This window comes from Roseibium hamelinense, from assembly GCF_007830545.1.
GTDB classification, from domain to species: domain Bacteria; phylum Pseudomonadota; class Alphaproteobacteria; order Rhizobiales; family Stappiaceae; genus Roseibium; species Roseibium hamelinense.
Map to the genome: position 1 here is coordinate 35075 of NZ_VLLF01000007.1, position 24532 is coordinate 59606.

The 24532-nt window shown below is 55.2% G+C and carries 16 protein-coding genes; 12 read left to right on the plus strand and 4 right to left on the minus strand.

The window, feature by feature from the left end:
• Window positions 1-25: 25 nt before the first annotated feature.
• Window positions 26-727, plus strand: a complete 702-nt coding sequence (gene phoU, locus JM93_RS14245) for a phosphate signaling complex protein PhoU (protein WP_145344561.1) — start codon at window positions 26-28, stop codon at window positions 725-727.
• A 50-nt stretch (window positions 728-777) separates the two neighbouring features.
• Window positions 778-1476 (plus strand): phosphate regulon transcriptional regulator PhoB, encoded by a 699-nt coding sequence (gene phoB, locus JM93_RS14250; RefSeq protein WP_145344564.1) that lies wholly within the window; start codon window positions 778-780, stop codon window positions 1474-1476.
• 66 nt (window positions 1477-1542) lie between these two features.
• Here the strand turns inward: phoB and JM93_RS14255 are convergent, their stop codons facing one another.
• Entirely contained in the window at window positions 1543-2082 is a 540-nt protein-coding gene (locus JM93_RS14255) for a GcrA family cell cycle regulator (protein WP_145344567.1), read from the minus strand.
• A 441-nt stretch (window positions 2083-2523) separates the two neighbouring features.
• Between JM93_RS14255 and JM93_RS14260 the strand changes: the two genes are divergently transcribed.
• The 5 genes from JM93_RS14260 to JM93_RS14280 all read left to right on the plus strand — a co-directional run bounded on the left by JM93_RS14260 (window position 2524) and on the right by JM93_RS14280 (window position 10654).
• Window positions 2524-3726: an aspartate aminotransferase family protein gene (locus JM93_RS14260; protein ID WP_145344569.1), complete on the plus strand. Its 1203-nt coding sequence runs from the start codon at window positions 2524-2526 to the stop codon at window positions 3724-3726.
• Window positions 3723-4652 carry an ornithine carbamoyltransferase gene (gene argF / locus JM93_RS14265; RefSeq protein ID WP_145344572.1) on the plus strand — a complete coding sequence of 310 codons (930 nt, stop codon included), beginning with the start codon at window positions 3723-3725 and terminating at the stop codon, window positions 4650-4652. The genes JM93_RS14260 and argF overlap by 4 nt, the downstream gene beginning before the upstream one ends.
• 11 nt (window positions 4653-4663) lie before the next feature.
• On the plus strand, window positions 4664-5638 hold the full coding sequence (locus tag JM93_RS14270; protein WP_244300847.1) for an Hsp33 family molecular chaperone: 975 nt from the start codon (window positions 4664-4666) through the stop codon (window positions 5636-5638).
• Window positions 5639-5827: 189 nt separating this feature from the next.
• Window positions 5828-7249, plus strand: coding sequence for an efflux RND transporter periplasmic adaptor subunit (locus JM93_RS14275; RefSeq protein WP_145344574.1), 1422 nt, complete (start codon window positions 5828-5830; stop codon window positions 7247-7249).
• Window positions 7250-7258: 9 nt separating this feature from the next.
• Window positions 7259-10654, plus strand: a complete 3396-nt coding sequence (locus tag JM93_RS14280; RefSeq protein WP_145344576.1) for an efflux RND transporter permease subunit — start codon at window positions 7259-7261, stop codon at window positions 10652-10654.
• 23 nt (window positions 10655-10677) lie between these two features.
• Here JM93_RS14280 and JM93_RS14285 read toward each other — a convergent pair whose 3' ends face one another.
• A complete protein-coding gene (locus JM93_RS14285) occupies window positions 10678-11319 on the minus strand; it encodes an alpha/beta family hydrolase (RefSeq protein WP_145344578.1) in 642 nt (213 codons plus the stop codon).
• Between the two features lie 111 nt (window positions 11320-11430).
• Here JM93_RS14285 and JM93_RS14290 point away from each other — a divergent pair, with 111 nt between their 5' ends.
• On the plus strand, window positions 11431-12240 hold the full coding sequence (locus JM93_RS14290; protein ID WP_208995190.1) for a sterol desaturase family protein: 810 nt from the start codon (window positions 11431-11433) through the stop codon (window positions 12238-12240).
• 75 nt (window positions 12241-12315) lie between these two features.
• Window positions 12316-13734, plus strand: coding sequence for a tannase/feruloyl esterase family alpha/beta hydrolase (locus JM93_RS14295; RefSeq protein WP_145344581.1), 1419 nt, complete (start codon window positions 12316-12318; stop codon window positions 13732-13734).
• Between the two features lie 38 nt (window positions 13735-13772).
• On the opposite strand, the gene JM93_RS14300 is transcribed toward JM93_RS14295, so the two are convergent.
• Window positions 13773-14273: a P-loop nucleotide/nucleoside kinase family protein gene (locus JM93_RS14300; RefSeq protein WP_145344584.1), complete on the minus strand. Its 501-nt coding sequence runs from the start codon at window positions 14271-14273 to the stop codon at window positions 13773-13775.
• A 68-nt stretch (window positions 14274-14341) separates the two neighbouring features.
• A complete protein-coding gene (locus tag JM93_RS14305; protein ID WP_145344587.1) occupies window positions 14342-15166 on the minus strand; it encodes a transporter substrate-binding domain-containing protein in 825 nt (274 codons plus the stop codon).
• A gap of 100 nt (window positions 15167-15266) precedes the next feature.
• On the opposite strand from JM93_RS14305, the gene JM93_RS14310 reads away from it, so the two are divergent.
• From JM93_RS14310 to JM93_RS14320, 3 genes are all read left to right on the plus strand, one after another.
• Window positions 15267-17084, plus strand: a complete 1818-nt coding sequence (locus JM93_RS14310; RefSeq protein ID WP_145344589.1) for a glycosyltransferase family 2 protein — start codon at window positions 15267-15269, stop codon at window positions 17082-17084.
• A gap of 192 nt (window positions 17085-17276) precedes the next feature.
• The gene (locus tag JM93_RS14315) at window positions 17277-21902 is read left to right on the plus strand and encodes a DUF4214 domain-containing protein (protein ID WP_145344592.1); all 4626 of its coding nucleotides are present in this window, start codon (window positions 17277-17279) and stop codon (window positions 21900-21902) included.
• A 259-nt stretch (window positions 21903-22161) separates the two neighbouring features.
• Window positions 22162-24495 (plus strand): S8 family serine peptidase, encoded by a 2334-nt coding sequence (locus tag JM93_RS14320; protein WP_170230667.1) that lies wholly within the window; start codon window positions 22162-22164, stop codon window positions 24493-24495.
• Window positions 24496-24532: the final 37 nt, after the last annotated feature.

The following is a 24532-nucleotide window of genomic DNA, read 5'->3' on the forward strand; positions in this document are numbered from 1 at the left end:
CCTCTGTTTATTGAAGGGATATGTGATGTCCGAACACACGGTATCATCATATGACGAAGAGCTGACGGCCATTGCCGGATGCATTGCCGAGATGGGTGGTCTCGCTGAGACAACGGTCACGAATGCCGTGTCCGCACTTGTGACCCAAGACCTTGAGCTTGCGCGAGCGACTATCAAGCAGGATGGACGGCTTGACGAGTTGCTTGGCGAAATTGAAGTTAAGCTCGTTGAGATCATTGCCCGGCGCCAGCCAATGGGTGGCGATCTGCGTGAGATCATGGCAGCTGGGCGGATTTCGAATGATCTTGAGCGTGTTGGCGATTTGGCAAAAAACGTCGCAAAACGTGTCATAGCCATCGACAGCGATCTGAAATCCAAAAAACTGGCAATTGGTGTCGAGCACATCACGGAGCTTGCGCTTGGCCAACTCAAAAATGTGTTGGATGCCTACACGAAGCAGGACGCCGAGGCCGCACGTCAGGTGCGTGAAGCCGACAGTGAAGTCGATGCAATTTACACGTCGCTGTTTCGCGAACTGTTGACCTACATGATGGAAGACCCGCGCAACATAACGCAGTGTGCGCATCTTCTTTTCTGCGCGAAAAACATTGAGCGCATTGGGGACCATGCGACCAATATTGCTGAAAACGTCTACTACATGGTGACCGGCGAGCGTTTGCCCGAAGACCGCCCAAAAGTTGACGAAACGGGTGTTGTAAACGCCTAACAGGTTGGGCGGCCATACGCCGCCCAGGCATGTTCATCGGAGCGTAGGGAATGCCGAAGGTACTCATCGTCGAAGACGAGGAACCGCTCAGCCTTTTGCTGAGATACAATCTTGAAGCTGAAGGATACGCGGTCGAGTCCTGTGCTCGCGGAGACGAGGCAGAGATCCGGCTTCGCGAAAGTCAGCCGGATTTGCTTCTCCTGGATTGGATGTTGCCCGGCCTTTCCGGAATAGAGTTGTGCCGCCGTTTGCGCACGCGGGAAGACACCGAACGCTTGCCGGTCATCATGCTGACCGCGCGCGGCGAGGAGGCGGAGCGCATCCGCGGTTTGTCGACCGGCGCAGATGACTATGTCGTCAAGCCCTTTTCTGTCCCCGAACTAATGGCACGTGTTCGGGCAATCTTGCGCAGGGCCAGCCCGGAAGTGGTTTCAACGATGCTTCGGTCGGGGGACATCGAACTTGACCGGGAAACCCACCGTGTACGCCGCAACGCTAAAGAGATCCACCTCGGACCAACGGAGTTCCGGCTTCTGGAGTTCTTGATGACATCTCCGGGACGTGTTTTTTCCCGCGAACAATTATTGGACGGGGTCTGGGGTCACGACGTTTATGTCGATGAACGCACGGTGGATGTTCATGTGGGCCGTTTACGCAAAGCCTTGAACCGCGGTAAAGCCAAGGATCCGATCCGAACGGTGCGTGGCGCCGGTTACGCCTTCAACGACCAGTTCGCGATTGCAGGCTAGGCAGTCTGGGCTAAAAGAACAAAAAACCCGCTTAAAAGGCCGGTTTTTTCGTCTGTGTTGCTCGGGCTAGCCCGCAGCGCGGACTTCAGTGCGCCGGTCGCGGCGCCGGTCGTTTACCGGCTGGTAAGCGATCTTGCAGTGGTGCGCGCAATAAGGAACGCCAGCGTCGGACGTGCGTCCGCAGAAGTAGAAATCATCCGTTGCCGGATCGCCTATTGGCCATTTGCAGGTGCGCTCGGTCAGCGTCAGGATGGTTGCGCGCTGGGAGATCGGCACAAGCTCCGCGATCGGCTCGGGCGCAGGCTCTGCCTCTGGCGCCGGTGTCGGAGCAGGCGAAGCTTTCAAAGCCGTTGCACCGATGCTCTGCGGTGCATGTGAGGTGGTTTTCGACGACGATGTGCCGGAGCCGGTGCCCGTGCTTTTTGCACGGCGTGGTTTGCTGGCAGTCGTGTTGGTTTTCGCCCGCCCGGAAAGGCCGAGCCGGTGTACCTTACCAATGACCGCGTTCCGCGTTACACCGCCCAGTTCCGCGGCGATTTGGCTTGCGCTCAGACCATCGGTCCAGAGTTTTTTCAAAAGCTCTACGCGTTCAGTCGTCCAACTCATTCGCCGCACCCCTTGTCAGTGGCCGCCGCCACACGGCAATAACCTTTTGTTAAGGCACAGTAGAACTGCGCCAGAAATGGCATATGTTGTGCCATTCATTGATGTGTTGCACGAGATGTCGTGTCTGACTGCCCAAAGATTACAATATCGTTAAAACCGCAGGCAACACGGGGGGGCTAATCACATGGGGATGAATGGACTTTTCCCCACAAAAGGCAAAATCGGCAATGCTGAACCAAATCCGCATTTGCGGCATTTTCATTGACACCACCTGCAAACCGCAGTGTATAACGGATTTTGCAAGCCGTGCCGCCTCATTGGGCGGCACAATTCGTTTTGAGGGCCACCATAAGCGGGCGCTGAATGAATGGGTTCAGTTCGCATGCTTCGTGCGCGGCCTTTTGAGGTTTGTTTACGCAAAGTTCCCACGGGAGTTGGAAAATGTCGGCGTCAGCGCTGTTCGGAAATTACGCAAGATCGGCTTTGGAGTTCGATCACGGGGAAGGTGTCTGGCTTGTAACGAAAGACGGCCGACGATTCCTCGATTGCGGTTCCGGCATCGCTGTGAACGTTGTCGGGCACAGCCACCCTCACTTGGTTGAAGCCCTGAAACTACAGGCAGAAAAACTGTGGCACGTGTCGAACCTCCACAAGCTGCCCGAGCAGGAGCGCCTGGGTGCGCGGCTGGCCGAGGCAACGTTTGCCGATCGGGTGTTTTTCTGCAACTCAGGTGCAGAGGCTATGGAGGCGGCCATCAAGACAGCCCGCCGGTTCCATTTTGATCAAGGCAACCCCGAGCGCTTCCACATAGTCACATTTGAGGGGGCGTTTCACGGCCGGACCCTCGGAACGATCGCGGCCGGTGGTCAGGCCAAATATCTAGAAGGTTTTGGCCCGAAGGCGCCCGGGTTTGATCAGGTGCCTGCGGGCGATCTTGAAGCCTTGAAGTCTGTCATAGGCCCGCAGACGGCAGCTATTGCCATCGAGCCGGTTCAGGGCGAGGGCGGTATCCGCGAAATTCCAACCGAATTCCTGCGCCAGCTGCGGTCCTTGTGCGACGATGAAGGAATTCTGCTGATCTTGGACGAGATCCAAAGCGGTGTCGGCCGGACCGGCAAGCTGTTTGCACATGAATGGGCGGGCATTAGCCCGGATATCATGGCAATTGCGAAAGGCATCGGGGGCGGCTTTCCAATGGGGGCCTGTCTGGCAACCGATGCAGCAGCTGCTGGGATGGTGCCGGGCACACACGGGACGACATTTGGCGGCAACCCGCTCGCCATGGCTGTCGGCAACGCGGTACTGGACGTGGTATTGGCAGACGGTTTTCTGGAAACAGTCCGCTCCAGTGGTCTGGTGTTCAAGCAAAAGCTTGCCGGGTTGGTAGATGAGCATCCGCATGTGTTTTCTGAGGTGCGTGGCAGCGGGCTGATGCTGGGCATCAAGTGTGCCGCTCCGGTTGCCGATGTTGTCACTGCGGCTCGCGATGCAGACCTGCTTGCCGTGCCTGCGGGAGACAATGTTCTTCGGATCCTGCCGCCGCTCACAATAAACGAAGACGAGATCGCTGAAGCGGTCGCGCGCCTAGAAAAGGCCGCACATGCCCTTGAAGGCAGACTGACATTGGAAGGAGCCGCCGAATGACCCAAAAAGGACATTCAAGGCATTTTCTGGATTTAACCGAATTTGGTGGTGATGAACTTCGGAGCATTTTGGACGCCTCCAAGCGCATCAAACAAGACCGCAACGGTGTGCGGCCCGGAGAAGGGCTGCTCGCCGGAAAAGTGTTGGCGATGGTCTTCGAACAACCCTCGACCAGAACACGCATCTCGTTCGATGTCGGCATGCGCGAATTGGGTGGTGAAACCCTGATGCTAACCGGGGCCGAAATGCAGCTGGGCCGGGGGGAAACCATAGCGGACACAGCAAGGGTCCTTTCGCGGTTTGTTGATGCAATCATGATCCGGATCCTGGACCATACGGCCTTGAACGAACTTGCAGAATACGCAACGGTTCCGGTGATCAATGGCCTTACCAAGGTTTCGCACCCGTGCCAGATCATGGCAGATTTATTGACCTTTGAAGAACACCGTGGCGGCATCAAGGGAAAGAGCATCGCCTGGACGGGCGACAGCAATAATGTTCTTGCTTCATGGGTTCATGCTGCACCCCGGTTTGATTTCGAGTTGCGGATCGCGACACCGTCAGAATTGGCGCCGCCAAAGGAGCTGATCGAAAAGGCGCGTGCCGAGGGGGCTTCCATTGTTCTGACCGACGACCCATATGAAGCCATCAAAGGCACGGATTGTGTCGTGACAGACTGCTGGGTTTCCATGGGTGATGATGACTCTGAAAGCCGGCACAACCTTCTCAAAGCCTATCAGGTGAACAGCCGGCTCATGTCGGAAGCCAAATCAGATGCGCTGTTCATGCACTGCTTACCTGCCCACCGAGGTGAGGAAGTCACGTCTGATGTCATGGATGGGCCGAACTCGGTTGTCTTTGATGGCGCAGAGAACCGTCTGCACGCGCAAAAAGGTATCCTGGCCTGGTGTTTTGACGCTGTGTAAAAGGTGATGGCGTGGCATTTAATCTGGAAGACTTCGGTGTAACCCCGGTCGGAATGGACGCAGTGCGTCCATTCGCAGTCGAAGGGCTTGACGTGCGCGGCCGTGCCGTGGCGCTCGGTCCTGTTGTTGGTGACATTCTGGCCCGGCATGCTTATCCGAAACCGGTTTCGCGTCTGCTTGCCGAAGCGATTGTTCTGACGAGTCTGCTTGGGACCTCTTTGAAGTTCGAGGGCCGGTTCACTCTGCAAACCCAGACCGACGGCCCGGTCTCGATGCTGGTTGTTGATTTTTCATCTCCCGATGCGATCCGCGCTTGTGCGACTTTCGATGCGGACAAACTTGCAGCTCTGCCAAAAGACCAGGTAACGCCGGAAAATCTCCTTGGACGCGGTCACCTTGCAATGACCATTGATCAGGGCAAGCACATGAACCGTTACCAAGGGCTTGTTGAACTGGATGGGATCTCGATGGAGGAAGTCGCACGTCGCTACTTTGCGCGGTCCGAACAGATTCCGACCGAGGTCCGGCTTGCAGTCGGCGAGCTGTTCACCCGGCAAGAGGGTGATGGGCCGGCTCAGACATGGATAGCTGGAGGCGTCCTGATCCAGTTCCTGCCTGATGCACCGGAACGCATGAAGCAGCCGGACCTTGATCCCGGAGATGCACCGGAGGGGACCGTGCTGCATAGCCTGGACGAGGACGATGCGTGGGTTGAGGCGAAAACCCTGGTTGAAACAGTCAAGGATGTGGAGCTGACGGATCCGGAGGTCGGTGTTGAACGACTTTTGTTCCGCCTGTTCCATGAACGAGGTGTCAGGCTGTTTGAACCTCAGCCAATTGCCGACAAGTGCAGTTGTTCAAGAGAGAAAGTCGAAGGTATTCTGACGACATTCAGCGATGAAGAACGCGCCAACATGATTGTTGACGGCAAGATCTCCGTGACCTGCGAATTCTGCAGTACCCGTTATGAATTTGATCCGGAATGATCGGATTTACGCAGGGCCCTCCGTGAATTAACGGATCGCGGCCCTGCGCGATACTTTGTTACATTTGGAAACTTGCAATCCGGTTTCAGAAACGGCTTATCGGTATCCTAAAGAAGATTTTGCAGCGCGAAATGAGCCGTAGGGGAGGTTGCGGCGTATTTGTTTGCAGGATCAAAACAAGAGGATCCCATGTTGCAGTCCGTGAACCGTCCCGGCGAAGATCAAAGCGTTCCCTCAGAATACCGAGAGATTCTACGGCCCGGCCGCAGATCCCATCGATTTTGGATGGTCGCAAAAGCCGTCTTGCAAGCGGTCATCGCGTTGATCGTGTTATTCGCGGCCGTTCAGGGCATGAACACGCTGATTGCAACAAAGCCGGACGTTCCAAAACGCGCGGTTCAGGAAAAAGCATACACGGTCGAGAGCCGTAGAGTTGCGCTCACTGATCATGCACCTGTCATAAGTGTATACGGCGAAGTAACGGCTGGACGTACCGTCGATTTGCGTGCGCTTGTCGGGGGCGAGGTGGTCGAGGTCAACCCTTCGTTGAAGGCGGGCGGCCTCGTATCCGAAGGTGAGGTTCTCGTTGCGATTGACCGGTTCGATTACGAAGGTGCGCTGACCGAAGCGCAGGCAAGTCTGGCGGAAGCCGAAGCCCAACAGGTTCAAAACCGTGGCCGGGTTGCTCTTGAAGAAGCAAACATCGAACGGTCAACCGAACAGCTCGAATTCGCGAAACGCGATCTTGAGCGCGCGCAGTCGCTTCTCGAGCGCGGTGCTGTAACCGAGCAAACTGTCGATGAGCGAAAACTCCTGGTGTCGCAACGCCAGCAGACTTTGGAGCAGAGACAAAACACGCTGGCCCTTGAGGAAGCCCGGGTCGTCCAGCAATACGCCACGATTAAGCGGTTGAAATGGGGCGTTCAAAATGCCGAGCGGCAACTGGCAAACACGGTTCTGAAAGCGCCTTTTGATGCAGTCATCCGGGAGGAGGCAGCGCAGCCGGGCCGGCTGATCAGCGTGAATGACGTGGTTGCCTCCATCTACAGCCGCGACGAACTCGAAGTGCGGTTCACACTGTCTGACAACCAGTATGGTCGGATTGTTGCAGACGCCGGAACAGTCGTTGGACGCGAAGTGGAAGTGATCTGGAATCTGGGGAATGAACCGCTGGTGTATCAGGCCACGGTGGAGCGCGTGGGGGCGGATGTGGCCAGCACGCGTGGCGGTGTCGATGTGTTTGCCGTGATTGAGTACGATCCCGAACAAACCCCTCTTAGGCCGGGTGCATTTGTTGAGGTGCTTGTGGCGGACCGGACCTATGCCTCGACTGCGGTTATTCCGGAAACCTCAGTTTATGGGGATGGTCTTGTTTATGTGATTGAGGAGGGCCGTCTGTCACCCCGACAGACGCGTCCTCTTGCCTTTGATGGCGACGAGATCATCGTGCGTGGCGGTTTGGAAAGCGGCGATGTGATTCTGACGACCCGTGTTCCAGAAGCTGGGGAAGGCCTTTTGGTTGTTCCCCTTGATCCATCCGAAAACCCGGATGCTTTTGTGCGGTCGTCAGACGCGGCAGCCGATACCGCACAAGCTGCCGTCAAGAACTAGGATATCGCCATGACCAATTTGAAGTCCGGCGGCTTTTTGGAAACGATTGTCCGCCATCCGAACGCTGCAAATCTTGTCATGGTCATCATGATCCTGTTTGGAGCGTTCGGACTGTCAAAGCTCAATACGCAGTTCTTTCCCACGATCAAGACTGATCGGATCACTGTGTCGATTAGCTGGCCGGGTGCAAGCGCAGAGGATGTAACCGCTAATATTCTGGAGACAGTGGAACCGGAACTGCGTTTTATCGACGATCTGGATGAGCTGGTGTCCTATGGCCGTGAAGGCGGGGCAACGCTCACCCTTGAGTTTGTCGAGGGGGTCGATCTGCAAAAGGCGCTTTCGGATGTCGAGCAGGCCGTCTCCGGAATCACGACTTTGCCGCAGGACAGCGAAACACCCGTTGTATCCGCATCCTCTTTCACCGACGGGGTGGCCACACTTGCCATCCGCGGTCCCTTTTCCGAGCAGGCCCTCAAGACGTTTGCCCGACAGATGCGCGACGACCTTTTGGATCGTGGTATCGACAAGGTTGAATTGCGCGGATACCGCTCTCCGGAATTCGTGGTTGAAATTCCCGAGCGCGAACTGAGGCGTCTTGACCTGACCGTGTCTGATGTCGCCTCGGCTGTGTCGGGCAACACGATTGACATTCCAGCGGGCAATATTGAAGGGGCGGTCGAGCGACAGATTCGGGCAATTGCCCAAAACAAAACGCCGGAAACCATCAGCCGGATCTACGTGAAGACACTGGCGTCTGGCGAAAAAACCAGCATAGCCGACATCGGCAATGTATCCCGCGATTTTGAAGATGGCGAAAACCAGGGTTTTTCCAAGGGTATGCGCGCAATCGAAATCGATATCAAACGCGTTGAGAGCACCGATACACTCAAGGCTGCCGCGATTGTCGAACAGTATTTGGAAGAAATCCGGCCGCAGCTGCCGTCGACGCTGGAGATCCTGAAATACGATGTGCGCGCCGACGCGGTGAAGGGTCGGATCACGCTGCTGCTGGAAAACGGCTTGAGCGGGCTGGCTCTGGTTGTTGCAATCCTGTTTCTGTTCTTGAACGCGAGGATCGCCCTGTGGGTCGCAGCCGGTATTCCAGTTGCGATGATGGCAACGCTCGGCATCATGTGGCTGTTCGGCGAAAGCATCAACATGATCTCCATGTTTGCATTAATCATGATGCTTGGGGTGATCGTGGACGACGCCATTGTTGTGGGAGAACATACAGCCACCCGTCTCAAACTCGGTGACAGCCCGGACGAAGCCGCGATCAACGGCGCAGAGACGATGGTCGCGCCGGTTTTTGCCGCGGGCCTGACAACGGTTGCCGCGTTTTTGCCGATCCTGTTGATCGGAGATATCCTTGGCCAGATCATGGGAACCATGCCGGTTGTGGTTGTCGCCGTCGTGATCGCGTCCCTGATCGAGTGTTTTGTGATCTTGCCCGGACACCTGGGCCATTCGCTCGGCGGGCGTCCAGGCTGGACTTGGTGGCGGGTGGTGGTCATTGCCGGTGCACCTGCGTTTTTCTTGAGCGGTCTTGCTGCTCAGCCGGACTTGTCCGTGCCGCCTTATCTTGATCCGCTCGCCATTCCACTGCGAAATCTGTTGGACACGATTGGGCTGTTCGGGTTCGAAGTGATCATCATTCTGGTGTGTTTCGCGGTGGCCGTTGGCATCGAGGCTCTGTTGCAGACCTTGCGCAGGCGCAAAGCGGCGCAGGGGCGTGAGAACACGCCCGGTTTTTTTCGGCGCAATTTTGATGCAGGGTTTGACTGGTTCCGGGACAATCCGTTCCACGCAATTGTCCGCGCTGCGGTGAACTGGCGGTATGTGACCTGCGCAACGGCTGTTGCCTGCCTGGTTGTGTCCGCCGGGCTGGTTCAAGGCGGCCGTGTCGGGTTTTCGTTCTTTCCTTCTCCCGAAAGCGAAAATCTGACAGCCTCCATCTTTTTCCATGCTGGTACACCCCAGGATGTTGCAATCGATGGCATGAAGGCAATTGAGGAAGCACTCTGGCAAGCTGAGGCTCAGCTCTCTGGAGATGATGGGGATCCCCTTATTGTTTCAACCTATGCCACCCTCGGTCAGGCCGGCAACAACCGTGGCGACAACTTTGCGAATATCAATGTGCAGCTATCGCGTTCTGAAGAGCGCAGCATTCGCACGCCTGAAATTGTTCGGGCATGGCAAGCGGCTGTACCGGACTTGGCAGCAACATCCCGAATTGCCATTGCCGAACGACGTGGAGGGCCCCCGGGGCGGGACCTAGATATTCGGTTGTCAGGTGCTCCGCTGCAAGACCTTAAGGCTGCGGCCCTCGAGTTGCAGCAAGAGGTGTCCGGGTATCCCGGCACCAGCGCTGTGGAAGACGACCTGCCTTATGGCAAACCTGAACTGTTGGTCGACTTGACCCCGCGCGGCCGGGCACTCGGGTTCACCGTCGAAAGTGCGGCACGTCAGATTCGCGACGCATTTCAGGGCAACATCGCCCGCCGGTTCGCAGAAGGGGATGAGGAGGTCACGGTCCGGGTGCGCCAAGCAATTGAACCGGCAGGAAGTTCTTCACTGAGGGACCTGTCGCTCAAAACGCCGGCAGGTGACTTCGTGCCGCTAACTGAAGTTGTCAATCTGGAAGATGCGCAAGGCTTTTCGCTGATCCTCCGCCGCGATGGCAAAACAATTGTCACTGTAGTTGCCGATGTCGACAGCTCCGTGACTTCGAACAACCAGATTATTTCATCGCTGAGCGAGAGTTTCCTGCCCGATCTCCAGGCGAGATATGGATTGGATTATGAGTTTGCCGGCAAGGCTGAGGAACAACAGCAAGCCTTCTCCGAGCTTTTGACCGGCGTCGTCATGGCCGTTGCAGCAATCTACATCATCTTGGCGGCTATTTTTGCCAGCTACTCCCGCCCCATCGTGGTCATGTCGATCATACCGTTTGGTATCGTCGGTGCCATCGTCGGTCACTACCTCATGGGCTTTAAACTGACGATCCTGTCGATGATCGGATTGCTGGGCCTCGCTGGTATTCTGGTCAACAACTCCATTATTCTTGTTGCGCGCTTTGAGGAGCGCCGGGCCACCGGGGAGAGCAATCTAGAGGCTGCGATCAGGGCCAGCTGCGATAGGTTACGGGCGGTTTTCCTAACCTCGCTGACAACGATCGGCGGCTTGTTGCCACTCATGTTTGAAACCAGTCTGCAAGCACAGTTTCTGTTGCCGATGGCAATCACGATCGTATTCGGGCTCGCCACCGCCACTGTGCTGGTGCTGGTTTTGGTGCCTGCACTGCTGCAAGTCGGCGATGATATCGCAAAGGTGATAATGCTTCGGCGGAAACCGTTGCCAGAACCACATGACGGCGGAACCGACCTTACTCCGGCGGAGTAGGCGAGTGCGCTCGACACGGTTGCTTACAAGGTCTTTGCGAATTCCGCTATGCGGGCCGCTGCAGCAGAAATGTTGCCGTCCAGGGTTGCTGGCGCTTTGCCGCGCGGCCCGAAATCGTGACTTCCGTCGTCGATGTAAGACAGCTGAACCGGCTTGGGCAGGCTGATGACGTCCAGCTCTGCCCGGGAGCCAAACGCGTCGCGTTCACCCTGCAGCACAAGCACCGGCCGTTTGGCGTTCGCCAGTGGTTCCAGACGCCACTCCGCATCAGGCTTTCCGGCCGGATGAAAAGGATACCCGAGGCAACAAAACCCTTTGACACGTTTGGGCAGGGAATCCGCGCCGGCTAGCATTGCGGCGACACGCCCACCCATGGATTTGCCGCCGATCATGACATCATGTTCGGTCTCGCCGAGGAGGGACTGTAGCGCCTTTTGGAATTCGCCGACCAAATTTTCGGCTTTTGGTGGTGGGCGTTTCGAGCCGCCGCTTCGCCGCCCCGCCATGTAGGCAAACTCAAACCGGGCGACCAGAAGGCCGATTTCCGCCGCTGCTGCCGCGATTTTCTCCATGAAAACAGAATCCATCGGAGCACCTGCACCATGTGCAAGCAGGAGCGTTGCGAGTGGCTGGTCTTCGGGCCGGTTCCATAGAAAGTCACTCATATGCGATAATCGGTCTCAAGAGTTCCATAAGCTTTGATGATACGTGATCGGCCGCCTGACGTATAATACACAGACAATCAACGCAATCGGTCAGGAGTGCCTGAGTTCCTTATGCCCGAGAATTTCGATACTAACACGATCCGGATGCTGTGTTTTGCAGGCATATTCTTCGCTATGGCGCTGTTGGAAATCGCGCTGCCAAAACGGGACCTCTCTATCGAACGGAGGGGCCGCTGGCCGACCAACTGGGCATTCGTCATTCTCGATTCCATTCTCGTGCGCCTGGTCTTCCCGATCGGCGGGGTCGGATTGGCATATCTTGCTGCCCGCGAAGGTTGGGGCCTGTTCAATCTTGTTGAGGTGCCCGTTTGGATTGCAGGAATTGTCGCGTTCCTGGTGTTGGATTTCATCGTCTGGCTCCAGCATTGGGCGGCGCACAAGGTGCCGGTTCTCTGGCGGATCCACCGGGTCCACCACGCAGATGGCGATATGGATGTCACAACCGCGCTTCGGTTTCACCCTGTTGAAATCCTTTTGTCTTTTGTCTGGAAAGGTCTGTTTATCGTTGCGTTAGGCGCACCGGTCGAAGCAGTTCTTGTTTTTGAGATTGTCTTGAACGGCGCTGCCATGTTCAATCATGCCAATGTCGCGCTGCCGCGCTGGCTGGATGCGGCCCTTCGTCTGATCGTTGTAACGCCCGACATGCACAGGGTTCACCATTCGGCACGTATGATCGAAACGGATTCCAACTACGGCTTCAACTTGTCGATTTGGGATAGAGTGTTTGCGACCTACACCGATCAGCCGGAAGGCGGCCATGATGGGATGCAGATCGGTTTGAGCGAGGAAACGTCCAAACAGGCCCGCCGTTTCAGCTGGAGCTTGCTGTTTCCCTTGAAAAATGATCCTGCTCGACGGTAAGTCCAATTAGGCGTTTACAACCCGCCCGCTTCGCCCGAACATGCGCATCACGGATTTGGCATTTGGGAGGATGCGATGCGGGTGCCTAGTGTTGTTTTTTCAATCAGCGCAGTGTTGCTGGCGGCGCCGTCCCTTGCGCGAACCGACGCCGACTGCAGCGCACTTCGGAATGTCCCTTTTGACGGCGGATATGTAACGACAGCACAGGTCATTTCCAAAAATGATGCGCTGCCGGCCTATTGCGAAGTTCGGGCAACGGCCTTGCCCAACATTTCCATTGAGGTCCGGCTGCCGATGGAAGACTGGAACGGCAAATACTATCAGGCAGGGCGCGGCGGGTTCTGCGGTATTTTAGGCCGTGCGGACGCTGGGAACAGTTGGATAAACGCCATGCGTCCGGGGCTTGAGCGTGGTTATGCGACGGCAACATCGGACAGCGGTCACCACGGATTGTCAGTGGTGGATGCTGCCTGGGCCCATCATGACCCCCATGCCGAGCGGGACTGGGGGTGGCGGTCGATCGGAGAAACCAACAGGGTCGCAAATCTCCTAATCGATGTTTTATATGGAACGCCCGCCAATCAGGCCGTTTTTCAGGGGTGTTCAACGGGTGGGCGCATGGCCCATATGGCTGCGCAGAAATATCCGGACATGTTTCAGGGCATTATCTCTGGGGCTCCCGCTATGGATTATACCGGGTTGGTTGCCACAAAAATGAGTTGGCTCATGCAGGCCAACACGGATCCTGACGGCAACCAGATCCTGAGACCGGGTAAAGAGAAGTTGATTGGTGATGCGATAGCCGGTCAATGCGGTAACGAGAAGAGTGTCGTTGAAGATCCAAGGTTGTGTGAACCGGATTTTTCGGCTTTGAAATGCGACGCCGATGCGGGAGATCAGTGTTTAACCGAGGCGGAACTGGGCGTTCTGGAGAAATGGTATTCCGGGCCGGTAAATTCTGCGGGTGACCAGCTCTATCCCGGAGGCGTTCCGGCCGGATCAGAGCCGTTTTGGTGGCTTTGGCTGACCGGAAACACCGAGGGCGGCGGCAAACTGGTCAACGCATTTACGACCAATTTTGGCGCCTACATGGCGTTTGCGGACGATCCGGGACCGGATTGGCGACCGTCGGACTTCGATTTTGACACGGATCCGGCGAAATTGGCGACCATGGCCAAAGCGTACAACTCTGATAGTCCGGATCTGAGCGCGTTTCGCGAAGCCGGGGGCAAAATGATCGTGTGGCATGGTTGGGCCGACGCCATCGTAACGCCATTCAAAACCGTTGAGTGGTATGAACAGGCCGCCGACAAGGCAGGTGGTCAGGATGTCTTGGAACAATCCGTCGCGTTGTTCATGATCCCGGGCGTCGATCATTGCGGGATCCTGAAAGGGCCTGCAGGAGTGTCAAGCGCGGACATCGATCCGATGGGACCTTTGGAAACGTGGCTTGAAACCGGTGTGCGTCCGGAAACCATCGTGCAAGGTCAGTAGCGGCCGCGCGAACGTCCTACATGATCGCATGGTGTGCTTTATGGCTCCGCATGGTGCCAAATGAGGTTGAAACCTTCTTCAGGCGTCGGGGGCTCATAGTAGCTCGAAAATCGGCGAAATAGCTCTTCGCTCACATGAAATGGATGCGTTCCAGACGCATTCCGGGCGCGAAGGCGTTCGAGGCATCTCTTCTCTGAAGTGTCCAGTACATGGAGTTGATGGGCTGAAGTGCTCTCTTTAAAGATCGTCGTCATCCAACGACGGGTCTCGATGGTGTTTGCCGGAAAATCAAGCACAACGGACACGCCTGCTGTGAGCAGGTCTGATACGTGTGGTCCCATGATACTGCGCAGTTTTGTTGCGCACCGCACATAATCCGGTCCGGATGTCAACTCATCGGCGAACAACGCGTTCAGCCACGCATCTTCCGCGACCAGTACTGTCCCGGGCTGGTTTGCCAGCTGCTCCGCCAGTGTGGTTTTTCCAGCTGCGATTTTACCGCACAGCAAGTAAAGGGTCGGCGTTTGATCAGATGACATATCCGGATCCTGAGCTCATTGACATTGTTCTGCCCGATTAGCGGCAAAACCGCCAGTGCGAAGGCAGGTCAGTAAAACCCAAGCGGAAAATAGCGCAAATATAGTTCCTGATAGGTGCCGTTTCGGTACAGCCGTTCGAGACCATAGTTGATGGCGTCCAAAGTGGAGCGGTCCTCGCGCCGGGTTGCGATCGACATCCCCTGGTCGAAATAGCCGGGTTCGAGCCATGGACCGCCAATAAATTCGCAGCAATTGCCCGATGTTTCGCTTTGCAGCCAAAACGACAGCTCAAGCCCGTCTCCGAAATGATAATCGGCTGCGCCCGAAGCCACGGCGTTACGCGCATCTTGGACAGTTGCGAGGGACACAATGGTCGCACCGGAAAAAAAGGACTGCGCGAACGCTTCGTGGCGGGAACCCGCCTCTACGGAAATCGTCGTGTTCTTGATCTCGGGTGTTTTTGAGGTGTCGTACTGCCCGAGTGGAGCGATAAAACGCGCTGGGAGTTTGAGGTAGTCTTCGGAAAAAACGACATCCTCAGCAAGCTCGGCAGATCGCGCCAAGCCCGCCATGATCGCGTCGCCTTCTTCTTCGCGCAATCCGGTCAGAAGTTCATCGAAGTCTTTAATGCGGAGCGAGCAAGAGATTTCCAGCTCCTGGCACAACCGCCGCGCCAGGTCGACGTTAAAGCCGGTCAAACGCCCCTCCGCGTCGCGGAACACAAATGGCGGATAGCCGTCGGTTGCAAGAAACTGGATGGTGTCCGGGATTTGGACTGGGCGGGCGTATCCGCTTTTCAAATCCCAGAAATTTGGCGCTTCCGAAGCGGAAGAGTGGGTGGGCACAAGGCACGCGAGAATAATTAAAATTGCATATTTATTTAAATAAACCATTGATTGTACATCTCTAGCGTGCATTACTTGTCAGGTACAGCAAAATGCAAGGTTAAAAATAACATCACTTTGCTATTGAGCCAGCACGGGGAGGCGTAGCATGCGGCTGCCGGTTGAGTTGGAGATTTTGCTCCTTCGCGGAGTGCCAAAACATTGCCTCGAAACGGCATGTAAACAATCGAGCGAACTGGGATGCCTTCCGGCCGAATATCTCGTCCAGAAAAACATTGTCAGTCTTGAAACGCTTTACAGTGCGTTTGCCGAATGTTGCGGTGTACCATTCCTGCCGGAACGAAGTTTTCGGCCGAGAACTCTCAACAATAGGGTTATTCAGTTGGGAAGCGATGGTCATGGCCCGCTATTGGTCAGCCTGTATGAAAACAAAGCATACTATGCCATCGCCCCGGACATCTCGCAATTCGGCCAGGTCCGCGAACATTTGCAAAAACACCCGGAATTTGCCCGGCAAATCCGGATTGCATCCCCTTCCGCTCTCCGTCATGCCTCAACGGTTCAAAATACTCCGAGCGGGGATCTTGAGACCCGTTTTCCCGAGATGTCTGCCCAAACTCGGTTATCGGCAACCCAGTTGACAATAGTGGCGATAGGGTTCGTTTCTTTGTTACTCGGCTTTATGACCACTCCAGCCTTCTGGTTCATGTTGGGAGCTGCGCTGTTCGGGCTGGCATGTCTGCTGTCGGGTCTCGTGCGCGCAGCAGCGGCCTTGAACACACTCAAGGACCCGTTGAGTTTTGCTTTTCCCGAACGGCTATATGCTTCGGACATCATCTGGCCCGAATACACGGTCCTGGTCCCGCTCCACAGGGAAGCTGCGGTGGTCAAGGACTTGTTGAAGCACCTTGGCCGCATTGACTATCCCAAACACCGGCTTCAGATCCTGTTTCTCGTTGAACAGGACGATGTCACGACTCGGCAGGCTTTTCCTAAAAGCTTGCCGCCTGAAATGGAATTGGTGGTGGTGCCCCCAGGAACCCCGCGGACGAAACCGCGCGCGCTGTCCTACGGCTTGCTTCTAGCAACTGGTAGCCTTGTGACCGTGTTTGACGCCGAAGACCGGCCAGATGCCGATCAACTCAGAAAAGCGGCCTTGGCATTTGCGCTCGCGCCGAAGGATCTCGGTTGTCTGCAGGCACATCTGACGATCGATAATCACAAAGAGGGTTTTTTCGCCCGGCAGTTCGCGATGGAATATGCCAGCCTTTTCGATCAACTGCTGCCGTGGTGCTACAAGAAGAACTGGCCTTTTCCTCTAGGGGGGACTTCTAATCATTTCCGGCGTGAGGCACTGGAAGCGGTCGGCGGCTGGGACCGGTTCAACGTGACCGAGGACGCCGACCTTGGGATCCGGCTTGCCAGATTTGGTTACCGCTCCGGTGTCTTGGCGAGCGCAACAGGAGAAGAAGCACCGACCACGTTGCGCGCGTGGTTCGCGCAACGCTCGCGTTGGTACAAAGGCTGGTTGCAAACCTTCTGCGTGCATATGCGAAATCCAGGCTTCATGCTTGATCAGATTGGTACGCAGCGCGCCTTCGCCATGGGAGCTGTGTTCCTCGGCAGCCTGACGATGATCGCGCTCCATCCTGTTTTCTTTTCAGCTTTCCTGATTTTTCTTTTTCGTGTGGCGGCAGGTTTTGCCGCATTCGAGACATTGTCATGGCTGTCACTGGTTCTGATCGCGGCTGGTGCGGTGGGCTATGCCGGTGCGGTGTTTGCCGCAGCGGTCGCATCCTTTAAGCGCTATGGACTGATTGATTTTATGAGCCTTTTTGCCATTCCGGTTTATTGGCTGTTCGCGGGTTTGGCGTTCTACCGTGCGGTCTGGGAGTTCATCCGGCAACCCCATCACTGGCACAAAACAGCCCATGGCGTATCTCGGCAGAGACAGCAAAACAGCTAGGAATTACCCCTTCGCCGCGCACCCCTAAAAAGAGTGGGTTATAATCGCGTTTACCATTTGTATACGTTATATATTTCCGCATTTGATCGACTGTGTTAACGTTCCGTTAATCTATCAATAATCGCTCGGCAATTTTTAAGTGCCGGACTTCGGTTGTGCACTGCTTGTAATAATTGCGTAGGGGTTTGGGGCATGTCGACCACCGTAGAAAGTCAGATAAGCAGCTATTTCACGTCCATTTTGAAGAGGGAGCCCGATTCTGCGGGCCTCGCCGGTTGGGTCTCAGCCGTCGCCGATGGGAACTCGCTGGATGATGTCCGGGCTCAGTTTGTAAATTCAGCCGAAGCAGACGCGATCATCGATCCGCTTGTGCGGTTGTATGAAGCTGCATTTGGCCGCGTACCAGATGACAGCGGGCTCGAAGGCTGGGCGGCGCAGGTCCGCGCGGGGTCTTCCATTCAGGAAATCGCAGCAGGGTTCACTGGTTCCGCTGAGTTCGCGGCACGCTATCCGGAAGCTGCTCAGGGCGATCTGACAGGTTTCGTGACAGCGCTTTATCAGCAAGCCCTCGGTCGTGCACCGGACGCGGAAGGTCTGCAGGGCTGGATCACATCAGGATTGTCGACGGCCGAAATACTGGTCGGCTTTTCAAACAGTCCAGAGTTTCAAAGCCGGTCAGATGCGAATGTTTCCACCTATTTGAGCGCTGTCGGGCAAGGCAATTCGCCGAGTCCCGTCTTCAGCCTGTTTGCCCTCGGTTCGTCTGCTGATCTGACCGGTGATGTCATTGACGGGAAGGTCGCTGGCGCAACTGTTGGGATCGATTTGAACGGGGACGGCATAATAGGCCCTGATGAGCCCACAGTTACCACGGACAGTCTCGGCAACTTTTCTTTTCCCGACGGCACCCCGCTCGGCAATCTGATTGCCACAGAAGGAACGGATATTTCGACCGGACTGCCATTCACGGGCAAGCTGGAAGCGCCTTCAGGTTCAACTGTGGTCACGCCTTTGACTACGATGGTCAAAAAGCTGGCGGATCAGGACACCGATACTTCCAAAACCGATGCGGAGAAGGCTGCCGACGCACAAACCCAACTCAAGGGTTTGCTTGGACTGAGTTCAATAACAGCCGATTTGACCACCACTGACTTTGTCGCAGAAGCCGGTGAGGGCGATCCAAACGGCGCAGACGGCTTGAGCGATCTGCAAGCAGCGCAGCTGTATTCCGCAAGCGCCCAGATCCTGAATCTTGTTGCGCAAGGCACAGCCGCCATCACTGGAGCGGACGGGTCCGTCTCCGATCAAGACGCAGCGGATGCCGTGTTTAACGCATTGGCATCTGCGCTTGCAGGGCAGGGTGGAGGCTCAACGGTTGACCTTACCAGCACATCGGCCACCGACGCCGATGCGTCCAACGACGCGACTGACCTTTTGGTCAATGTTATCAATAGTGCCGCATCAGGCGCGGGGCTTACCGGTGACGCTCTGACAAAAGTTGAATCGATTGCTGACAGTGCGGCAAAGATCGCTGCAGCAGCAAACAAGGAGATTGACGAGGCGGTAGACGGTCTCGCCGCACTAAATCCCCTTGATCCAAATTTCGGCACGAATTCCAACGATGCCATCGTCAAAATCGTAAAAACACAGAAGGTGATCCAAGGCGAAGCTTCTGCTGATTTGAAAACAGCAGCAGGCTCAGACAATCCGGACCAAAACGCTGACAATCTTGCAGGAACGATTGCCAACAGCGACGGCTCCGGATTCAACGACGACAGCATCATCGATAGCCAAAACATCGGGGATGTGAACGGAGATGGCCAGGACGATGACGGCATCGCAGGGTCTGACAACCCGGATGACGGAGGAGTGATCAATCCTGATGACACTGGCGGTGCGGGTGCCGGCGGGGGCGGCGCTCCGGCAGATACCAGTGCTCCTGTATTCACTTCCGGAAGCGTTTTTTCCGTTGATGAAAACACCCTCGACTTTGCAACAGTTGCTGCAACCGACAATGCAGCTGTGAGCTATGGGATCAGCGGCGGCGTTGACGCAGCTGCCTTTGACATCGATACCTCTACGGGTGAATTGAGCTTCGCAACCGCTCCAGATCATGAGACTCCTGCGGATGACAACGGCGACAACCTTTATGAAGTGACTGTCAGTGCAACCGACGCCTCCGGAAATACAACGACCCAGGAGATTGAGGTCACCGTCAACAACACAATTGAAGTCGGTGCGCCTGGAGCAGAGTATACGACGATCCAAGCCGCCATTGCTGCAGCCAGTTCCGGCGACACAATTGTGGTCAAGGATGGGACTTACACCGGTCCCATTGAGATCGATGTAGAAGGCTTGACACTGGTCGCTGCACCAGGGGCTGACGTTACGATCACAGGTTTTTTTGCATCCGATTACCCCGGTGCGACCGTCGCTATCACGGCCGACAATGTTCGCCTTGAGGGCTTTACAATCGACAATGGATTTGACATCGGCAACACAAACGGGCGGGCAATTGCTCCAACAGATACGTCTGGATCTGAGATCGTCGGCAACACACTGACGAATGCTTTCAGAGGCATCCAAGGCGATTTTTACGGACGACCCGAGGATGTCACGATCACGGAAAATACCTTTGACTCTACGGTCAGCTATGGCCTGGCCGGAACCGAGGACATGTCCATCCTCGATCTGTCGGGCAATATTTTCAACACCAGTGTCGAAGGGATCGGCCTCGGCGTTGGTGTCGATTTACCGGATGCCGCTGACACGGTCGCCGAAATCGTTGCGACCAACACATTCAGTGGTACCGGTAATGCGGTTGTAGACTATCAGTCCGGTGCGCCTCTGAACTTTGATGCGGACGGAAACATCGTCGTTGCCGACGGTGAATCTATCCAAGACGCCATAGATGGTGCGCCCGAGGGGGCGACAATTGTGGTTGAGGCGGGCACGTACTCGGAGAGCCTGACGATAGACAAGGCAGTGACGCTGGTCGGACAACCGGATCTAGGCGGGAACAATCCTGTGATCGATACTGGCGGTGCCGGAATCCAGATCACTGGCGACATCAACAATGGGGGGGCGGCTTCGATCGCGATTTCCGGATTTGATTTTGCCGGAAACACTGCTGGTGTCTCCGTTCATTCGTCAACTCAGCTTGATAGCCTTTTGATTGACGGCAGCAACTTCGACGGAAATAGCACCCACGGCATTATTGTGAATTCTGTTGATGGCCTGGCTGCGATTTCAGTGACCAACAGCAGCTTTACAGACAATGGCCAGGGGGGCAGCAACGGCAGCGGCGATCTCGTACTTTTTGACTACCAAGGGGCAGCCACTATTGATGGTGTCAGCTTTACAAGCACACGAACAGATGGAGATCCGGCCGCAGGCAAAGGCGATACAGCCATTCAAATCGCAGGTTTCGAACAGTCCACATATGACGTCAGCTCACCGATCGGTACTGTGCAAATTTCAAATGTGTCGGTTCAGGGATCGTATCATAAAAATCACATAGCCATTCAAGGCTTTACCGACTTGTCAAATGCTTCCTTGTCGAATGTTTCACTCGATGGCAGTTCCAACTGGGGTTACTTGGTATTCATCGATCCGGTTGCTTCCAGTGGACTAGATACGGTCGGGAACTCCGGTTACCCGGGGAACTTCGCGGGGGGAGCAGCAACAGAGACTCTTGATTTGTCTGGTGTCAGTGTCACCAACGGATCCTCAGCAAACCTCGGCTTCGATGTGTTCATCCGTGGCACTGACGCTGACAACACCCAAACCGGAACAGGAGCGAACGATTTCCTTAACGCACTTGCGGAAAACGACACAGACGCGGAATACGGCACAGACTATGGCGGCGACGATACGCTGTCTGGACTGGGGGGGGATGATCAGCTGTTTGGTGGCGAAGGAGACGACACACTCAATGGCGGCGAAGGTGAAGACATCGCCCTGTTCAGCGGCTCCCGGTCCGATTACACAATCATAAAAACCGATATCGACACGTATTCGGTTATAGACAATAACGCAGGTAACGGTGATGAAGGCACTGACACCCTTGTCGGCATAGAAAACGCGAGATTTGATGCTGATAACGCGATCTTTGCACTTGATGTCAGTTCACCGGGTGACATTTTCGATCAGCTCGTGATCCCGGAGGTCATTTTCGGATCAGGCAACGCAAACGGATCATTCACTGCCAATCATGTGATTTCCACGCCTGACGGTCATGCAATTGAACTGGGTCTTCGCGCAAAACTTCGGTTCGATGAGACTAACCAACCGCAGAATGAGTTCAATTCAAACGGTGACGGAACATACACATTTGACACTGGGACGCCGCCGACCGGATTCAGCTTTGCGCCAGGCGCGGTAACAACACCGATCTGGAACTTTGAGTGGACTATCAACACTGACATTGATGGATCTTCCGGCAAGACACTCGATGACTATATTTACCTGTTGGAAATTGATGGTGATCCATCGGCCGCGACTGACTTTGGAACCGGCGGGTTTGATCCAATCAATGTTGTACTCGCGGATCACGCAATGGGAACGAATACTACCACCCAAAGCAGTAAGGTGAGTGCAGCTGACGAAACCGAGTATGCTGGCAACATCGCTTCACTAAACGTTGCTCAAAACTCATGGAATTATGAATTCTTCAATGGAGCTGATGGACTGGAACAATTGGAAAACTTCGATCCCACTGATGCAGGTATATACACCATCCAGCTTTCGGCATTCGATGGCGACGAACTGGTAAGCACGGTAGGCATCAATGTGATTGTTGAAGACCCGATCGGGTAACTCAGCGCATTCGAAATCTAAGATCAGAAAAAAAGCCCGGCCGTCAGGCCGGGCTTTTTGTCTTCAAGGCGGTACAGGTGATTTAAATGAATTATTAAAGTAAATATTTCGAAAATGAAATGTATAGAGTTTGATAACCTTAAAAAACTGATAGTAAATACATTATAAATCGTAAATAAAAATTCCGGTAACTAAACAAATAAACAGAATATACATTCCCGGATCGTATCGTCACCTCAAAGAATAGATGGGGTGTCAAATGTCAATCGATCTGGGCGGTGCCAAGTATCAGTGGCATCTGGACGGAACAAGTGCGTCTGGTCTTCAAACTTCCGTTCATCTGAACGTGAGCGGTATTTGGTCCGAGACCGGTGGGGCAGGTATCCGTGTTGCCGTCGTCGATGATGGTATCGAAGCCACGCATGACAGCTTGGAGCATGCAATCGGTTCATTGTTCGACGCAACGGAACGTGGAACGGGATCTTCCGGAGATCCGACCGGCAGTGGCTACGGCCATGGAACTGCTGTCGCGGGCATTATCGCAGCCGAAAGCTCGCAATCAGACCCAATCGGGATCGCACCGGGAGTTGAGCTGGCGTCGTTGCGGATATTTGGATCAGGCGCGTTGAGTGTCCAAGATGCATTTTCCTACGCTTGGAACTTCGACATCGTAAACAACAGCTGGGGTTACAGCTATGCGCTGTATGGCAATGATGTCTTCAGCCATGCGGTTTACTGGCGTCCGATAAACGCCAGTCTCGACGCTTCGCTGACCTATGGCCGGGCCGGTCTGGGGACAGTCCTGGTCAAATCAGCCGGAAACAGCCGGGCGGATGGCCGGTTTGCGACTGATGACTACGTCGCCAACCATGAGGGGATGATCGTGGTGGGTGCTGTCGACTATACAGGCGACGTGTCATTCTACTCCACTCCAGGAGCCAATATCCTGGTGTCTACTCCTTCTTCGGGCGCTGGACTTGGCGTCACCACAAGCGATCGATCCGGTTTCGCGGGCTATTCGGCGGGCGACAGGACAGACAAATTTGGTGGGACATCAGCGGCCGCACCGATGGTTTCGGGCGTCGTGGCTTTGATGTTGGATGCCAATCCAGCGTTGGCATGGCAAGATGTCCAGGATATTTTGGCGCTGTCGGCCCGGCACACCGGGTCACATCAAGGGGCGCCCGCGAGTGGTAATGAACTCTACGCGTGGCAAACAAATGCAGCCTCCAACTGGAATGGCGGAGGGATGCATTTTTCAAACGACTATGGCTTTGGCCTGGTAGATGCATTTCAAGCTGTCCGGCTTGCTGAAACCTGGACAATCGGGCGCGCGGTGCCCGACCAGTTTGAAGCAAGCTTTGCCGCGGCAAACTGGTCCTTCAGCGCCATCGACAGCGTCGCGACGGCCAGTTTTTTCGTCAGCAATACCTATGATCTCCAATCCGTGACCTTGAGTTTGAACTCGAACATCGCGATTGAAGCGATCGAAAGCATCAGATTGTGGTCGCCCAACGGCACTGAAAGCATTCTGTTTGAAGGTGAAAGTATTTCTGGCGCCATTGGTGGGGCTTATGCTTGGGACTACATGTCCCAAATCTTCCGAGGTGAAGGGGCCGCCGGCGAATGGCGGTTGGAAATCGATTTTGGGGATAACGGCGTCGACTTGTCTGGTGTGTCCGCCTTGCTGGACGTGCGTGGAACAGAGTCAACCGACAATGATGTCTACTATTATACGTCCGAGTTTTCAGAATTCGGAATGAAGGTGCTTACCGATGGTTCCGGGACAGATACGATAAACACGGCAGCTATCGCGAATGCGGTTACAATCGATATGCAAGCCGGGTCAGCCAGCCAGATCGACGGTGCCTTGATGTCGATCAGTGCTGAAACAATCATCGAACAGGTGGTTACCGGAGACGGGGACGACAAAATCACAGGCAATGAATTCGGCAATTTGATTACGCCGGGCCGCGGAGACGATGTTGTTGATGGCGGAGGCGGAAACGATCTGTTCGTCGAAGGTTTGGGCAATGATCTCTACGTCGGAGGCTCAGGCATCGATATTGTCTTGGCACACTATGCTTTCGATGCGGAATTCGTGCTTTTCGAAAGCGCCGAACGTGACGGGGAGATCCTGTTCGCACACTCCAACGAACAAGATACGCTGCAGGGCATTGAGCGGATTCACTTTTCAGACGGTACGCAAGTTGCGTTCGACAACGAAGGATCAGCTGGCCAGATCTATCGACTATATGAAACCGCGTTTGACCGCGCACCGGATGAAGCTGGATTTGAAATCTGGCTGGACGCAGCTGACAACGGGACAGACCTCTATACGATTGCTTTATCCTTTGTGAACTCTGAAGAGTTCTCTCTCCTTTACAATGGTTTCGACAGTGTTGAAGAAAAGGTCGCAGCCTTTTACGTCAATAGCCTGGGCAGGGAGGCGGAGGACGCGGGGCTGACGGCTTGGTCTCACGCCTACGCCAATCAATTGGTTGACGACACACAGATCTTGATTGGTTTCTCAGAATCCGCAGAGAACCGCATGCTGACGGAGCATGTGTTCGATCAGGGTTTCATTTTTTAAGTAAAGACGGGTTCACTGCATTATGTACGGGTTTCCC

Bases quoted from the DNA above. Each gene is read 5' to 3' on its own strand.
- phoU (WP_145344561.1), top strand. From the start codon at position 26: ATGTCCGAACACACGGTATCATCATATGACGAAGAGCTGACGGCCATT.
- phoB (WP_145344564.1), top strand. From the start codon at position 778: ATGCCGAAGGTACTCATCGTCGAAGACGAGGAACCGCTCAGCCTTTTG.
- JM93_RS14255 (WP_145344567.1), bottom strand. From the start codon at position 2,082: ATGAGTTGGACGACTGAACGCGTAGAGCTTTTGAAAAAACTCTGGACC.
- JM93_RS14260 (WP_145344569.1), top strand. From the start codon at position 2,524: ATGTCGGCGTCAGCGCTGTTCGGAAATTACGCAAGATCGGCTTTGGAG.
- argF (WP_145344572.1), top strand. From the start codon at position 3,723: ATGACCCAAAAAGGACATTCAAGGCATTTTCTGGATTTAACCGAATTT.
- JM93_RS14275 (WP_145344574.1), top strand. From the start codon at position 5,828: ATGTTGCAGTCCGTGAACCGTCCCGGCGAAGATCAAAGCGTTCCCTCA.
- JM93_RS14280 (WP_145344576.1), top strand. From the start codon at position 7,259: ATGACCAATTTGAAGTCCGGCGGCTTTTTGGAAACGATTGTCCGCCAT.
- JM93_RS14285 (WP_145344578.1), bottom strand. From the start codon at position 11,319: ATGAGTGACTTTCTATGGAACCGGCCCGAAGACCAGCCACTCGCAACG.
- JM93_RS14290 (WP_208995190.1), top strand. From the start codon at position 11,431: ATGCCCGAGAATTTCGATACTAACACGATCCGGATGCTGTGTTTTGCA.
- JM93_RS14295 (WP_145344581.1), top strand. From the start codon at position 12,316: ATGCGGGTGCCTAGTGTTGTTTTTTCAATCAGCGCAGTGTTGCTGGCG.
- JM93_RS14300 (WP_145344584.1), bottom strand. From the start codon at position 14,273: ATGTCATCTGATCAAACGCCGACCCTTTACTTGCTGTGCGGTAAAATC.
- JM93_RS14305 (WP_145344587.1), bottom strand. From the start codon at position 15,166: ATGGTTTATTTAAATAAATATGCAATTTTAATTATTCTCGCGTGCCTT.
- JM93_RS14310 (WP_145344589.1), top strand. From the start codon at position 15,267: ATGCGGCTGCCGGTTGAGTTGGAGATTTTGCTCCTTCGCGGAGTGCCA.
- JM93_RS14315 (WP_145344592.1), top strand. From the start codon at position 17,277: ATGTCGACCACCGTAGAAAGTCAGATAAGCAGCTATTTCACGTCCATT.
- JM93_RS14320 (WP_170230667.1), top strand. From the start codon at position 22,162: ATGTCAATCGATCTGGGCGGTGCCAAGTATCAGTGGCATCTGGACGGA.